This is a genomic window from Microbispora rosea (assembly GCF_044460045.1).
In the GTDB taxonomy this organism is placed as follows: domain Bacteria; phylum Actinomycetota; class Actinomycetes; order Streptosporangiales; family Streptosporangiaceae; genus Microbispora; species Microbispora rosea.
The window spans coordinates 167,356-181,416 of sequence record NZ_JBITJO010000012.1 but is presented as its reverse complement, the minus strand read 5'-3'; the positions used below and the strand labels follow the sequence as shown (position 1 = coordinate 181,416).

Genomic DNA, 14,061 nt, shown 5'->3' with positions numbered 1-14,061 from the left:
AGCCGCGATCTTTCTTGTCGCGTTGATGAGCCTCCCAACGAATCACGACATCCTGTGTCGTGTATCTCGATAGATTTCTTGCATGCGCGCCGACCGTTTGGTCTCGCTGGTGCTGCTGCTGCGGCAGCACGGCCGGCTGTCCGCGACCGCGCTGGCGCGCGAGCTTGAGGTGTCCACCCGCACCGTGCTGCGCGACATCGAGGCGCTGTCCGCGGCCGGCGTCCCGGTCTACGCCGAACGCGGGCGGCACGGCGGCTTCGCGTTGTTGCCCGGTTTCCGAACCGAGCTCACCGGACTGAACCACGACGAGGCCCTGGCCCTGCTGGTCGCCGGATCGCGGCGCGGCGCGCAGGCGTTCGGTCTCGGCTCGGCGCTCGCTTCGGCGATGCTCAAGGTGGTTGACGCGCTGCCGGAAAGCTATCGGGACACCGCGGCCGGCGCTGCCGAGCGATTGCTCATCGACCCGGAGACCGACCTCCTCTCGCGTCGGCTGGTCGCCGAGGAGGTCCCCGACGCCGTGGTGGCCGAGGTCCTGCGCGCGGTCTTCGCCGGACACAAGCTGCGGATCCACTACGCGGCCGCGGACCAGCCCCCGAAGTGGCGCACGGTGGACCCGATCGGCCTGGTCACCGTACGCGACCGGGGCTACTTGCTGGCCACGAGGTCCGGCGCGGAGCGCACCTACCGGCTGTCCAGGATCCGGGCCGCCGAGGAACTCGCCGAACCCGCACAGCGACCGGACCGGGTGGATCTGGACCGGGCCTGGCAGGAACGCAGCACGCGGTTCCGGACCGGCGGCGACCAGGTCACCGTGCTGGTACGCGTCGATCCGGCGCGGCGGGAGGACGTGGTGAGCACAGCGCTGGCCGTCCTCGCGGAGGAATCCGACCCGGACGGCCGGCTGCGGCTGGAGGTGACCTTCCAAGATCCGAGACATGCCGAGTGGGCGCTGTGGCAGCTCACCACGGAGGCGGAAGCCCTGGCCCCGCGGTGGTTGCGCGACTCCCTGCGCGACCGCGCCGCCGCGATCGCCGCCCGCTACGCGGCGTCATCCTGAGAATTGCCGCCTTCTGCGAGCCGCCGCGCCGGTCTCGCCGGCGCAGCGGGTCACGGCGGTCTCCCGCTCCACATGCGACAACTTCTCGGGGTTGCGCACGTGGTAGGCGCCGGTGACGTAGCCGTTCTCCACGCGCACCGCCACCACTCCGTCGATCTCCCCGTCGACGCGCACGAGCAGCCCCGGGCCGCCGTTGATCTGAACCGGCTCGACCGACCTTTCGGCGTCGCGTCTCCACCAGCCGGCGGCCAGCAGGCGAGCCACGTCGCCGATCCCCACAACGGGCCGCAGCAGTGCGTGCCTGATTCCGCCGCCGTCGCTCAGGGCGACCACATCCGGCGCGAGGACGTCGAGCAGGCCCTGCAACTCGCCGGTCTCGACCGCTCGCTGGAAGGCCTGAAGTGCGGCCCGGGTCTCGGCCGGCGAGGCGACGCCGCGTGGCCGGCGCGCGGCCACATGCGCCCGCGCCCGGTGGGCGATCTGGCGGACGGCGGCCTGGCTCTTGCCGACGGCTTCGGCGATCTCGTCGTAGTCCAGGTCGAACACCTCGCGCAGCACGAACACCGCCCGCTCGGTCGGCGACAGCGTCTCCAGCACCAGCAACATCGCCATCGAGACGCTCTCGGCGAGCTCGACGTCCTCGGCCACATCAGGCGCGGTCAGCAACGGCTCGGGCAACCAAGGCCCGACATAGGCCTCCTTGCGCCGGTTGAGCGCACGCAGCCGGTCAAGGGCCTGCCGGGTGACGATCCGCACCAGAAAGGCGCGCTCCTCCCGCACGGTGTCCAGATCGACGCCCGCCCAGCGCAGCCAGGTCTCCTGCAGCACGTCCTCGGCGTCGGCGGCCGAGCCGAGCATCTCGTAGGCCACGGTGAACAGCAGATTGCGATGGGCTACGAACGCCGCCGTGGCGGAGTCCACGACGGCCGCGCCGTTCGCGGGGCCGGCACGACCGAGCGGCTCGGCCGGGTCCGCACGTCGCTCGCCGCACTCGCCCATGCCCCGCTCCCGCCTGTTCGCTCGCAACCCTGCCACACCACAAGACGCCGGTCACCGCCGCTCTGTGACGCCCACGAAGGTGGCCTGTGTCACACGGCCGCGCCTGTCACAGGCACCGGGGCTCCGGCGTCTCGTGGTCGTCAGGACGTCGCCGAGCCGATCCGCGGCATGCCCTGGCCAGAACTACTGCGAGTAAGAAGGGCACTGGAGCATGAGCATCATCACGTTCGCGGTCGCGGGGGCGACCGGGCGGCTGGGCCGCCACGTCGTCGACGTCCTGGCCGAGCGGGGGCACCGGGTCGTGCCGATGTCCCGAGCCACCGGCGTGGACATCATCACCGGTGAGGGCCTGGCCGAGGCCCTCACGGGGGTCGAGGTCGTCATCGACGTCGCCTCGTGGCACTCCTCCGAACAGGAGGCGGCGACGGAGTTCTTCCGTACGTCGGCCCGCAATCTGCATGAGGCCGGCCGGAAGGCAGGGGCTGCCCGGATCGCGATGGCCTCCATCATCGGCGCCGACAAGGCCACCGCCGGTTTCCTCGCCGCCAAGAAGGTGCACGAGGAGCTGCTCCTGTCCGGCCCGCTCCCCGTCCGCATCCTGCGGGCCGCCCAGTTCCACGAATTCGTCGGCCAACTCCTCGACTGGCAGCAGGGTGACGTCGCCTACATCCCGGCCCTGCCCACCCAGCTCGTCGCCTGCCGCACCGTGGCCGAGGAACTCGTCGACCTTGCCCTCACCCCCGGCGCGCACGCCCAGGGCACACCGATCCCCGAGATCGCCGGCCCCCGCAGGGAGACCATGGCGGAGGCGGCACAGCTCCTCGGCGCCCGTCGAGGCGTCACGGTCGTCGGCGTCGACGGGTCGGGCATGCCCGATGCCGAGATCGCCGCCGACGGCGCTTTCCTGCCCGGCCCGCACGCCAAGCTCGCCGGGCCCACCTTCCAGGAGTGGCTCGACGCCCAGCCCTGCGCCGGTCGTACGGCGACGGACAGGGGTGACGCCTTCAGCGCCCGATGATGCCGGATGGCGAGGGCCGACGGGAGCGGGGCCCGAGGGCGCCCGCTCCCTGCCGCGCGTCGCCGCGCCGTACGGCCGTGCCGGTCAGCCGGTGGTGCAGGCCGAGCCGTTGAGGCTGAAGGCCGAGGGGTTGGGGTTGTTGCCGGAGTGGGTGCCCTGGAACCCGAACGAGGTGGTGGCGCCGGGGGCCAGTGAGCCGTTGTAGGACACGTTGCGCGCGGTCACCGACGAGCCGCTCTGGCTGACGGTGGCGTTCCAGGCGTTGGTGACCTGCTGGCCGCCGGAGAAGGCCCAGGTCAGCGTCCAGCCGTTGATCGTGCCGCTGCCGGTGTTGGTGATGGCCACTTCGGCGGTGAAGCCGTTGTTCCACTCGTTCTTCGAGTAGGACACGCGGCATGCGCCGGTGCCTCCCGGCGAGGACGGCGAGACCGTGGGCGAGGGGCGGGGGGAAGGCGAGGCCGAGGGCGAAGGCGAAGGCGAAGGATCGGTCGTGCCGCCGATGGTGATGTTGGAGCTGCCGCTGCTCTGGTAGCCCTCGGTCGCCAGGATCTGGTAGTCGTGGTTGCCCAGGGACATGCCGGCGCGGGCCCAGGCGTCGAAGTGGTTGCCGACGGTGATGGTGCCGCCGGTCCTCTTCTGCTGACGGACGCTCCAGTACTGGTTGAAGGTCTGGTTGCCGTCGATGGAAGGCGCGTTGTAACGCGTCGTCTGGTAGATGTCGTAGGTGCCGCCGTCGGAGGTCACGGTGCCCTTGAAGGTGCCCGTGGGCCGGTAGGTGCCCCAGTTCTCGACGATGTAGTACTCCACCAGCGGGCTCCGCGTCCACCCGTACAACGCCAGGTAGGCGTTACCCGATGGGTTGAAGCTGCCCGAGTAGGTCACCGTCCGGCGCGCACCGGGCTTCCAGCCCTTGCCGGCGACGAAGTTGCCGGTGTTGCGCCAGGAGGTGCTGTAGTTTCCGCCGGACCCCAGCTCCATGGAGACCGTGCCCTGGCTGTCGGTCCAGAACGAGAAGAAGTATCCGTTGTTGGTGCCGGTCTGGTTCGTGGTGACGGCCGCGTGGGCGACGCCGGGCAGCAGCGCCACGGCCGCGGCCAGCGCCACGGCGCAGACACGGCCGATGAACAGCCGCAGACCGCCGCGCCCGCGGCTTCTCATCCGGACGGGAAGGTGATTCATGTACGCGCTTCCTCCTCAACGGGCCGACGGCGGCCGGACTACCTGATGCCGGCGGCCGTGGTGACGGCCACCGCGCGCCGCGGCGGAGGTCGGCCGGTCGTCGCGGCCGCCGGCCTGAGGACCATGTCGCGGTTTTGATCCGGATCGACAGTGGTCGAGGCCCTTCGTGCGGGCGAAATTATCGGACGGACGGCGAAAGTGTCGAGCTGAACCTGCGGAGCTGTCAACGAGGCGCGTAGAGCCGCTTCGCCCCAAGGTGTCGTTTCGACGGATCGGTCCTGCTCAGGAGCGATCGCCGGTACGACGGGCGCCCGCGGAGGCGATGAAACTTACCTGAAGACCCACCGGGCATGACGCGAGGAGACCGCCGACATGCCCCTATATGAAGCCTCGCGCCTCGCGAGATCTCCCATGTTTTCGGAGGCCATTGACCGCTCCGAACGATAGGAGCCCGATACTTTCGCCACTGCAACGATAGTTTTCTAGGGATCATGCCCTCCATGGAGACTCTATGCGGTGGCGTCGAGGGCCGGCGGCAGTCCGCACGGCCCGAACAGGCCGGCGTCGAGGAACGCGACGACCCGGGCCACACCGGCGGCGGTGACGCTGAGAACCTGAAGTGCGTGCGCGCGGTAGACGCCGTCGCCGTCTCGGGAGTAGGACCCGAACGCCGGCTGCCCGTTCACGCTCGTCGGGATCATCCGTTGCTCCCCCGCGGCCAGGATCCTGGCCGCGAGAAACCGGAGGACCGTCTCCCTCCCCGCGAACCACGTGGGGATCGGCGGCATCTCCCAGACCGCGTCGTCGGTCAGCACCCCCGCCAACACGCCGACGTCGGCTGTCTCGAACGCCGCGGCGTACCGGTCGAGCAGCGCCCGACGGGCCGGGTCGGCCGGTTCCGCGATCCCGTCCTGAGTGGGGGCGATCTGGCTGAGCTGGGCCCGGGCGCGTTGCAAGGCACTGTTGACCGCGGCGGTCGTGGTGCCCAGCAGGCCGGCGACCTCGCTTGCCCGCCAGGCCAGCACGTCGCGCAGGATCAGCACGGCCCGCTGCCGACCGGACAGATGCTGCAACGCCGCGATGAACCCGAGCCGCATGGTCTGCCTCGCCTCGACGACGGCGGCCGGATCGGCCGGGGCCGCGCCGAACAGCGCGTCGGGGGCGGGCTGCAGCCACGGCACCTCCGCAGCCCCGGGGCGCGGCGGCTCGTCCGGGTGATCGCTCGGGCCACCGAGGCCGGACGGCAGCGGGCGCCGGCCGTTGCCCTCCAGCGCCTTGAGACACGCCCGGGTCGCGATCCGGTACAGCCAGGTGCGCATCGAGGAGCGCCCTTCGAAGCGGGCGTAGCCGCGCCACGCCTGCAGGTAGATCTCCTGGAGCACGTCCTCGGCGTCGTGGATCGACCCGAGCATGCGGTAGCAGTACGCCAGCAGTTCGCGCCGGAACGGCTCGCTCCGCCGGACGAACTCCTCGTCGGGCGTGCCGGTCACCGTGGGCGCCGTCCGCGTCATAGTCCGATCACTCATCCCATCGGCCAGAACATCGTGGCCATCGCCGCGGCCATGAGAGCGTGCGCCACATGGGAGATCCTTTCCGCGGCGCCCGGCGCCGCCCCACCTGAGCCGGGTCGCACTCCAAGGATCAGGAACCACGCCGCCGTGCCCACGAGCATGAGGATGAGCATCCACCTGAGTGTCAGGGACTCGATCATTCCAGGACTCCCGCGTCCGAGACGGACGGGTGACGCCCCTTGGCGAGGCGTCACCCGAGAAGCCGTCGGCGTCTGTTCAGTGATGGTGGGCGTGGTGGGAATGGTCCGCCCCGCCGTCGTACGTGTCGTGGTAGGGGAACTCGCTGACGTGGCGCCGCCGGCCCATGGGGGTCAGGTCGAGGTAGTGGTAGGTGCTCAGCATGACCTCCGCGCCCCGGCCGTACGTCGAGTAGGTGTGGAAGACGCTGTCCTCGTCGCGAACGAAGACGCTGATGCCCTGGGCGTCACCGTGTGCCGCGTACCCCAGGCCCTCCCGCTCCAGGGTCGCCTTGTCCTTGTAGTTGTATTCCACCGGCGCGACGGCCTCGTCGTTGGTGACGTGGAAGTCGTAGTTGAAGTCGCTCCCGGCCGAGGAGTACCACGGGACGGCCCAGCCCATCCGCGCCTTCCACCTTTCGATCTTGGCCAGGGATACGCGGGAGACGAGCGCGAATGTCGTGTCACTGGCGTGCAGGTGCTCCAGCCGGCCCACGTTGTCGACGGCGAACGAGCAGCTCGGGCAGCCGTCCTCCCAGTCCTCGTTCCACATGAAGTGGTACACGAGGAGCTGACGGCGGCCCTCGAACAGGTCGGCCAGGCGGGCCTTGCCGGCCGGGCCTTCGAAGACGTACTCCTTGTCCATCCTGACCATCGGCAGCTCCTGACGCCGCGCGGTGACGGCGTCCTGCGCCCGCATGGCGTCCTTCTCCTGCTCCAGCAGCTTCAGCCGCGCCGCCAGCCACTCGTCTCGTGACGCCGTCCGTGGGAGAGTCATCCTCTTCTCCTTCTGCTTTGTACGGGTCATGACCGGAACAGGCGGTAGGAGCCGACCAGCGTGGCGCCGGCACTGACCGGCGGGACGGCCATGCGACCGGCCGCGCCGTGCTGGAAATCGGCGAACGCCGCCGACCGCCGGAGCGGGTTGTCCTCCCCCTCGATCAGGGCGACGTGCACGAAGCCGACGCCGTCGGCCAAGCGGAACGCCCCGTAGCGCAGCCCCTCCGGGGCCGTCTCGTTCAGCTCGCGGAACACGCGCTCCACGAGCCGCTGGTTCTCCGCCGCCGCGTCGGCGCGTGTCTCGTAACGCACCACGACTGTCTCGCTCATCTGGACGACACTCCTCATCCGCCTGAAGTCACACCGGAAGCGGCCGCACCGTTCTCCGGCCGTCTACAGGTACAGAGGCGCCGTTGCGTAGAAATTCATCGGGCGGACGCGAATGACGTCGATCCTCCGCACGTTTCCATTCGCGGAGAAATGCAGGCACAGGGGCGGCGACGCGACCGATCGCGGTCAGACTGCCGTCGATCCTGGTGAGCGGCGACCGTCATGGTGCCGGTCGGGGCCGGATCCAGGCCCTGGACGGCGTCGAGGACCTGCCGGCGTGTCTCGGGAGGACTACGTCAGGTTCCGCTGAGAGCCTTCGAGAGGATTCCCATACTGACGCCGGCCAGTGCGGCGCCGTCGCCCAGTGTGGCCCTCGCCTTCGTGATCGTACGATCCGGCTCCACCCCACGCAATCCTTTGCTTTCCGTTTCATCTGCGGCCATGGTCCGCAGCTTTCCTACTTGGGCAATCGTGTTCGGGTGAAAACTCATCTGGCTAACAGCCTTGACGACCAGACAAGTTCATCGTACGTTTCCGGCTCGGAAAACCTTTGCGCACAGTTGCCAACCCGGCGTGTGTGCGCTGCGTCGTCGTGACCGCCGCACAGGCACCTACCCGATCGCCGGTGCCCGTGGACACGGCCCCCGGCGGACGGCGTCGAGCCATCCTCGTCGCCGGCCGGCGCCCCCCGCGGGCCACTCCGCGGACAACCCCCCAACCACTCCCAGGAGAGACGCAGTGAAGACGACCAAACCCAGAGCCGGGCAGGCCGCCGCCCTGCTCACCTCGCTCGCCCTCACCGCGGCCGGCGCGGCCCTCGCCGCCGCTCCCGCCCACGCCGCCGCGAGTGCCTCGACCACCCTGGTGGTCAACGCCAACCAGCCCTTCCGTCCGGTGACGCATGTGGCCAGCGGCTCGCTGTACGGCCTGGCGGACGCGTCGACGCCGGCGGACAACCTCGCCCAGGCCATCAAGCCGAACACCTTCGTCCAGAAGCCTCAGGGCGGCAAGCAGCAGCCGACCGGTGACATCCTGACCGTCGCCCCGAAGGCGGCCAGGGCCGGCGCGAAGGTCGTGAACCGGCTGTCCGATGTCTACGCGGGCTGGCCGTACCAGTTCAGCTGGAGCAACTGGTTCAGCCTGGTCGACCAGCAGATCGCGCAGACCAAGGCGTCCGGCATCACCAACCTGGCCGCCTACGAGCTGTGGAACGAGTCGGACAACACCTGGAACTCGTCGAACGGCACGTACGAGGACTTCTGGACCAGGACCTACCGCGAGGTGCGGGCCAAGGACCCGACGACCCCGATCCAGGGGCCGAGCTTCTCGGACAACATCAGCGACATGGACAACTTCCTGAGGAACGCGGTCGCGACCAACACCGTTCCGGACATCATCGCTTGGCACGAGCTGATCAGGTCTTCGAAGATCGCCGGTGACATCGCGACGGTCGTCAACCTCGAGAAGAAGTACGGCATCAGCCCGCGTCCGATCGCCATCGAGGAGTACGCCGCCCCGTCCGAGGTCGGCATCCCCGGCGCCCTGGTCGGCTACATCGCCAAGTTCGAGCGGCTAGGCGTCCACGACGCCGAGCTGGCGTTCTGGAACCAGTCGGGCACGCTCGGCGACCTGCTCACCGGCCGAGGCGGCTCACCCAACGGCGCGTACTGGCTCTACAAGTGGTACGCCGACATGAGCGGCAACATGGTGACGACCACCCCGCCCGCGCAGACCGGCATCGACGGCGCCGCGGCGATGAACAGCGCGGGCAACCAGCTCAGTGTCATCCTCGGAGGCGGCTCCGGCGACAGCGCCGTGGCGATCAACGGGCTCGGCTCCTTCGGCGGGACCGTCCACGTGAAGGTCGAGTACACCCCCTCGCGCGGGCGTACGGTGGCCGTTTCCGGGCCCAGCACGCTGGCCGAGTCCGACTACACCGTGAACAACGGCTCCGTCACCGTGCCCATCCCGGCGATGAACGCCACCTACGGATACCACGTGGTCGTCACTCCGGGCAGCGGCGGCGGCAACCCCGGAACCTCGCTGGCCGGGACCTACCAGATCAAGAACGTGAACAGCGGCCTCGCCCTGGACACGCAGAACTCGGGCACCAACCAGGGCACCCTGGTCGACCAGGCCACTCCCTCGTCCAGCACCACCCAGACCTGGACCCTCGTCGACAACGGCTCCGGCCTCTACAAGATCGTCAACAGGGCGAGCGGGCTGCTGCTCGGCATCACCAACATGAGCACCAGCAACGGCGGGACGGCCCTGATCTGGGGCGACAACGGCACCTCCGACCACCTGTGGTCCTTCATCCCGGACGGGAGCGGCCACTACAAGATCCGCAACTACAACAGCAATCTGCTGCTCGGCGTCAACGGCATGAGCACGTCCTCCGGCGCCCAGGTCCTCCAGTGGGAAGACAACGGCACCGCCGACCACCTCTGGACCCTCACGGCCCGCTAGTTCCCGGCCGAATTCATCCCCGTCGGCCGAACCCGGTCGACGGGGAACACCCGGCGCAGGGAGCACCCTGTGCCGGGGAGCACCCTGCCCGGCGGGAACGGCCCTTCGCATCGTGTGAGGTCCGGGCCGGCCCGCCGGTCAGACGATCGGGGGACGGCCCGCGAGGGTGAGCCGTGCCACGGTGGTCCAGGACATGGGGCGGCGCTGCCCGTGCCCGCCCTTCAGTCCCTCGCGCAGCCCCCGGAACCAGACGGCGAGATTCGCCCGGGAACGGATCCTGGCGATGCTGACCACCGTCCAGACGGCCAGGTAGACGGGGATGAGCGGGGCGGGCAGCCGCCGGTAGGCGAGCCACACCCTGTTGCGGGCGACGAGACGGTAGAAGGAGGCGTGCCTGGCCGGGTCGGTGGCGGGATGGTGGATGACGACGTCCGGCGCGTAGTAGCCGGTGCGTCCGAGGTCCCACAGCCGCCAGCACAGGTCGATGCCCTCATGGAAGAGGAAGAAATGTCCCGGCCAGCCACCGGCCTGCTCGTAGTCGGCGCGGCGGATCAGGACGACGCCCTCGGCCATGACGGTGATGGTGCCGGGCCGGGTGGCGGTGCCGGCCCGCAGGCGGGGCACCCATCGGCGCAGCGTCACACCGGTGTCGGGGTCGGCGATGCGCGGCTGGATGTAGGCGGCCGCGGGGTGGCGGCGGGCTACGGCGACGAGCCGGGCGAGGGTGCCGGAGGTGGGCAGAACCGCGTCGTTGTCGAGGAAGAAGACGAACTCGCCGGCGTCCGGCCCGGCAAGGGCGTCGGCGCCGACGTTCCGCCCAGCGGGGATGCCCTCGTTGACGGGCAAGGCCACCGTGACGACCCCGTCCGGCACGTCATGGGGCTTCACGCCGTTGCCGACGACGACCACCCGAAGATCGACCCCTTGCTGGGCGAGGAGGGACGCCATCGCCCGCCGGAACGGCTCGGGCCGGTCGTTCATGGTGAGCACCACCACGTCGACGGTGGCCTTGGCACTGGTCATCGTGTCGTGTCTCCCGGACGGGTGTGGCGCTGGGCCTTGGCGACGAGGACGAGCGTGGATGCGTCATACGTCGTTCCCGCCGCGTTAACCCGCCCACCCTAGTGGCCGTCACCTGTGCGTTCGGGCCGAATACAAGGGAAACGAGACCGCTCGGTCTCCTGAAGCGTCCCGCCGTTCCCGACGTCATGCGGGGCGGTCACGATCCGCCGTGGCGGGGTCCTTCCGGGGAACTGTCCGAGGTGTGGTGGTCGTGCGAATTGATCGGGTGCTGAGGGCTGCGCCGGCGGCGACGACCTCGGCGATCCCGCAGGCGCCGAACGCCGCCCGCAGGTCGAAGTGCTCGACCATGACACCGAAGACGGTGTAGGAGACGGGCACCAGCCCCAGGGCCGAGAAACTGACCAGCGCCATGACGCGCCCCAGATAGGCATGGCCCGTGTTGGCCTGGACGACTCCGAGGAGCAGCGCGCTCGCGGGTCCTGCGGTGAACCCGAGTGCGGCGGCGGTGACGGCCGTGAGCGGAAGGCCGGGCACGAACGGCAGGAGCGCGATGCAGGCGGCGCCTGCGGCGACCCAGCGCAGTCCCGCGACGGCGGGTTTGCGGGGTGACGGAAGAGCCACCTGAAGTAGAGCACCGGCGACGGCTCCGATGCCGAATCCGCTGATGACGAGGCTGAAGCCGGTCGCGTTCCACCCACGGTTTCCGGCCAGCAGCGCCACGCCGACGTTGAGGGGCGCGGCGACGACGAGATTCAGGGTGGTGACGACCAGCAGGATCGGGCCGAGGACGGGTGTGGTGGCGACGTAGCGCAGTCCGGTCCACAGTGAGGCGAACAGGTTCTCCGGTCCGCGAGGGTTGTCCGGCTCACCCGCCTGCGGTCGTACGGGGAGCCGCAGGGAGCGCAACGACAGCAGCGCGGCGGTGAACAGCGCGGCGTTGACGGCGGCGGCCAGACCAGGGCCGCCGGCGGCGACGAGAATCCCCCCGAGCGGAGCCCCGAGCACCGTGGCCGTTCGTTCCAGGGTCTGGACGAGTCCCTGACCGGCGGGCAGTTGGTGCGGCTGCAGCAACGAGGGTGGCAGCGCCGCGGCGGCGGGCATGTGAGCGGCGTCCAGGGCGCCGAACAGCAGTGCCACCCCGATCAGCAGCCAGAGGTGCGGTGTCGATGTCGTCACCACCGCGACGGCGAAGGTGAGCATGAGGGTGGCGCGTAGCGTCTGGCTCGCCAGGGTCACGCGCAGAGGCCCGTAGCGGTCGGCGACCGTCCCTCCGAGCAGGATCAGCACCGCTCGGGGAACGGACGCGGCGGTCATGATCAGTGCTGTCTGCCGCGGGTCCCCCAGGCGGGCCGCCGCCCAGCCCAAGGCGATGAACCAGATCTGGTCGCCCACCAGCGACATGCCGAACCCGGTGAGATAACGGCCGAAGCCCGGTGAGCGCAACAGCCCCGTCGACCGCTGCCGTTCGAAACGCCGTGGAAGAAGAGGAAAGGGCCGGGGTAATCGTCGTCGTGGCCTGCTGACGTCGGGCATGGCGGTGTCCCTGGGGGGAGGGATGGCTTGGGCCGCCGGGGCGTCCGGCATACCGGTTGTACTCCGCCTTGGGGCAGACAACCAGGAGCAGGCTGGTCTCGCTGACGATGTCGCAGGTCGCCGAACGCGCCGGGGGTTCCGCGAGCCGTTAAGGGTCGGCATCCCCGATGCCATTGGACGGGACCGCATCCTGCCGGGCGACGCCTGAAAAGCCACGCTTTGTGAAACATCGTCCCCCCGCGGGACCGCGGCCGTGTGTCCAGGTCCGGCCATCGAATCGCCGGCTCATTGTTCCCTGCGTGCGGCCGACGTATGTTGCGGTTCCTGCGGCAACCTGGCCCTCGACAGGGAGACGATTCATGGGAATGTGCACTGTGGCGGTGACATCTCGCTTCGCCGGAGGGACCAACCCGATGCCGCCGCCGCCGAAGGGCGACCCCACGGCGGAGGAGGTGTTCAAGCACTGGCTTGACTGGGTCAACACGCACGGCATCACCGACCTGGCCGCGCAGTGCGCCCGCAACCGCGCCACACAGGTGGCTTTCCAGCGCGGCAAGGTGGCAAGCGGACGATCGACATGGGGCAACGGCTCGTGTTTCGCCGTTGTGGAGGTCCTCAGAAGACAAGGAGACCGGCTGGAGGTCGCCAACGCCGCCGGATGGAGCCAGAGCGAGTCTCTGGAGGAGGGCAAGGTCCACGCCGAGCGCAACGCCATCGGCATGGCGTACGACATCCTCCGCACCGGCGTCATCGCGGTGACCCGCGTGTACGTCGAACTCGCCCCGTGCACCAGGAAAGCGATGAGGCAGCAGGACACATGCGCGGAATGGCTGGGCACCATAGCGCCCAACGCGACGGTCATGTACACCCACGAGTATCCCGGCGGGATCGGGGGCTGGAAGGACCTGAACGTCACGATGGCCCGCGAGCAGGACCTTTACGCATTCGCCACCACCTTCGCGAACCCCGGCCGCACCGAACTCTCGACGGACGGCCTCTACGTGACCTGGCGCGCCGACACGAACTCGGCACCGGCGTACCACCAGACGGCCAAGTACCTGATGACCACGCTCGAGGGCACCACGAGTCCGGTGGTCCCGGGAATCGCGGGCGCGCGCGTCGACGGCACCTGACAACGGGGCGTCGCCGTCGGCCGTCGCCGTGCCCCTCACCGTCCTCGACGAGGAGCGCATGACCAGGCCGGAGACGTGATCGTGTGGTGAAGACCCACTCGGTTGAAGAGAGCTTCCACCGGAGAGAAGGAAACCACCTCAGCCCACGTCAGCCGTGCTTGGCGGGTGTGCGACTACTCGCTGTAGCCTCCTGGCCATGACGACGATCAACCGGGGGACGCTCCTGGAGCTGGTTCGCAACCGGCCTCTGCTCGCGGCGGAGCTCCTCGGAGACGCTCTGGGCGTCGGCGACGAAGAGCCGCCCGGCGGCGGAGCATTCCTGCGGCGGTTCCCCCGCCTGGAACTCACGAGCACGGACGAGCCCGCTCTCACCGTCCGCTACCGCGAGATCGTGGCCGGCGCGCGCCGGGCCCGTGCCCACCAGGCGGAAGCCGTGTTCGAGGGATTGATCGCGTTCCTGCGTGCCCGCATCGCCGAGGGGCTGGACCAGGCACGCAGGGCCGTGGACGCCGGGGAGCTGGACACGCACAAGGCGGAGCGGGACCTGGGCGCCAAGCGGGACCGCGTGAATCTCCTGGAGTCCGTGCTCGTCGACGAGCTCTACCTGGCGATCGAGGAGCACGCTCAGGCGGAGCTTCTGCTGAGGCTGGAAGCATCGGCGTACAACTGGCACGCCGACTACCAGGACGCCTGGCGTCCCTGAGCGACGGCCGACCTCGCCGGAAGCCCACCTGCCCAGGCGGGGCAGCGGCGCCCGCAGGATCGACGAGGTGCAGCACGTGTAGTCGTGTAG

General features: G+C 69.8%; 13 protein-coding genes. 5 read left to right on the top strand and 8 right to left on the bottom strand.

Annotated elements, in window-relative coordinates:
• Positions 1–82 precede the first annotated feature (82 nt).
• Complete coding sequence (locus ACIBK1_RS35395) at positions 83–1,057, top strand: helix-turn-helix transcriptional regulator (protein ID WP_396740041.1); 975 nt, start codon at positions 83–85, stop codon at positions 1,055–1,057.
• On the opposite strand, the gene ACIBK1_RS35390 is transcribed toward ACIBK1_RS35395, so the two are convergent.
• Complete coding sequence (locus ACIBK1_RS35390; protein WP_081904057.1) at positions 1,049–2,056, bottom strand: RNA polymerase sigma-70 factor; 1,008 nt, start codon at positions 2,054–2,056, stop codon at positions 1,049–1,051. The genes ACIBK1_RS35395 and ACIBK1_RS35390 overlap by 9 nt on opposite strands.
• A 211-nt stretch (positions 2,057–2,267) precedes the next feature.
• Here ACIBK1_RS35390 and ACIBK1_RS35385 point away from each other — a divergent pair, with 211 nt between their 5' ends.
• Positions 2,268–3,074 carry an SDR family oxidoreductase gene (locus ACIBK1_RS35385; protein WP_051762846.1) on the top strand — a complete coding sequence of 269 codons (807 nt, stop codon included), beginning with the start codon at positions 2,268–2,270 and terminating at the stop codon, positions 3,072–3,074.
• Positions 3,075–3,158: 84 nt separating this feature from the next.
• Here the strand turns inward: ACIBK1_RS35385 and ACIBK1_RS35380 are convergent, their stop codons facing one another.
• The 5 genes from ACIBK1_RS35380 to ACIBK1_RS35360 all read right to left on the bottom strand — a co-directional run bounded on the left by ACIBK1_RS35380 (position 3,159) and on the right by ACIBK1_RS35360 (position 7,110).
• On the bottom strand, positions 3,159–4,253 hold the full coding sequence (locus ACIBK1_RS35380) for a glycoside hydrolase family 11 protein (RefSeq protein ID WP_396740040.1): 1,095 nt from the start codon (positions 4,251–4,253) through the stop codon (positions 3,159–3,161).
• A 509-nt stretch (positions 4,254–4,762) separates the two neighbouring features.
• Positions 4,763–5,764 (bottom strand): sigma-70 family RNA polymerase sigma factor, encoded by a 1,002-nt coding sequence (locus ACIBK1_RS35375; protein ID WP_396740039.1) that lies wholly within the window; start codon positions 5,762–5,764, stop codon positions 4,763–4,765.
• A gap of 11 nt (positions 5,765–5,775) precedes the next feature.
• Positions 5,776–5,964 (bottom strand): hypothetical protein, encoded by a 189-nt coding sequence (locus ACIBK1_RS35370; protein WP_030511540.1) that lies wholly within the window; start codon positions 5,962–5,964, stop codon positions 5,776–5,778.
• Positions 5,965–6,040: 76 nt separating this feature from the next.
• Positions 6,041–6,778, bottom strand: a complete 738-nt coding sequence (locus tag ACIBK1_RS35365; protein WP_357325508.1) for a DUF899 domain-containing protein — start codon at positions 6,776–6,778, stop codon at positions 6,041–6,043.
• 26 nt (positions 6,779–6,804) lie between these two features.
• Complete coding sequence (locus ACIBK1_RS35360; RefSeq protein WP_030511542.1) at positions 6,805–7,110, bottom strand: hypothetical protein; 306 nt, start codon at positions 7,108–7,110, stop codon at positions 6,805–6,807.
• Between the two features lie 738 nt (positions 7,111–7,848).
• On the opposite strand from ACIBK1_RS35360, the gene ACIBK1_RS35355 reads away from it, so the two are divergent.
• Positions 7,849–9,579, top strand: coding sequence for an RICIN domain-containing protein (locus ACIBK1_RS35355; RefSeq protein ID WP_396740038.1), 1,731 nt, complete (start codon positions 7,849–7,851; stop codon positions 9,577–9,579).
• Positions 9,580–9,717: 138 nt separating this feature from the next.
• Here the strand turns inward: ACIBK1_RS35355 and ACIBK1_RS35350 are convergent, their stop codons facing one another.
• Positions 9,718–10,602, bottom strand: a complete 885-nt coding sequence (locus ACIBK1_RS35350; protein ID WP_387076749.1) for a glycosyltransferase family 2 protein — start codon at positions 10,600–10,602, stop codon at positions 9,718–9,720.
• A 183-nt stretch (positions 10,603–10,785) separates the two neighbouring features.
• Positions 10,786–12,045: an MFS transporter gene (locus ACIBK1_RS35345; protein WP_396740037.1), complete on the bottom strand. Its 1,260-nt coding sequence runs from the start codon at positions 12,043–12,045 to the stop codon at positions 10,786–10,788.
• Between the two features lie 449 nt (positions 12,046–12,494).
• Here ACIBK1_RS35345 and ACIBK1_RS35340 point away from each other — a divergent pair, with 449 nt between their 5' ends.
• Positions 12,495–13,268, top strand: coding sequence for a hypothetical protein (locus tag ACIBK1_RS35340; RefSeq protein WP_197042890.1), 774 nt, complete (start codon positions 12,495–12,497; stop codon positions 13,266–13,268).
• A gap of 196 nt (positions 13,269–13,464) precedes the next feature.
• Positions 13,465–13,971 carry a hypothetical protein gene (locus ACIBK1_RS35335; protein WP_030511547.1) on the top strand — a complete coding sequence of 169 codons (507 nt, stop codon included), beginning with the start codon at positions 13,465–13,467 and terminating at the stop codon, positions 13,969–13,971.
• Positions 13,972–14,061: the final 90 nt, after the last annotated feature.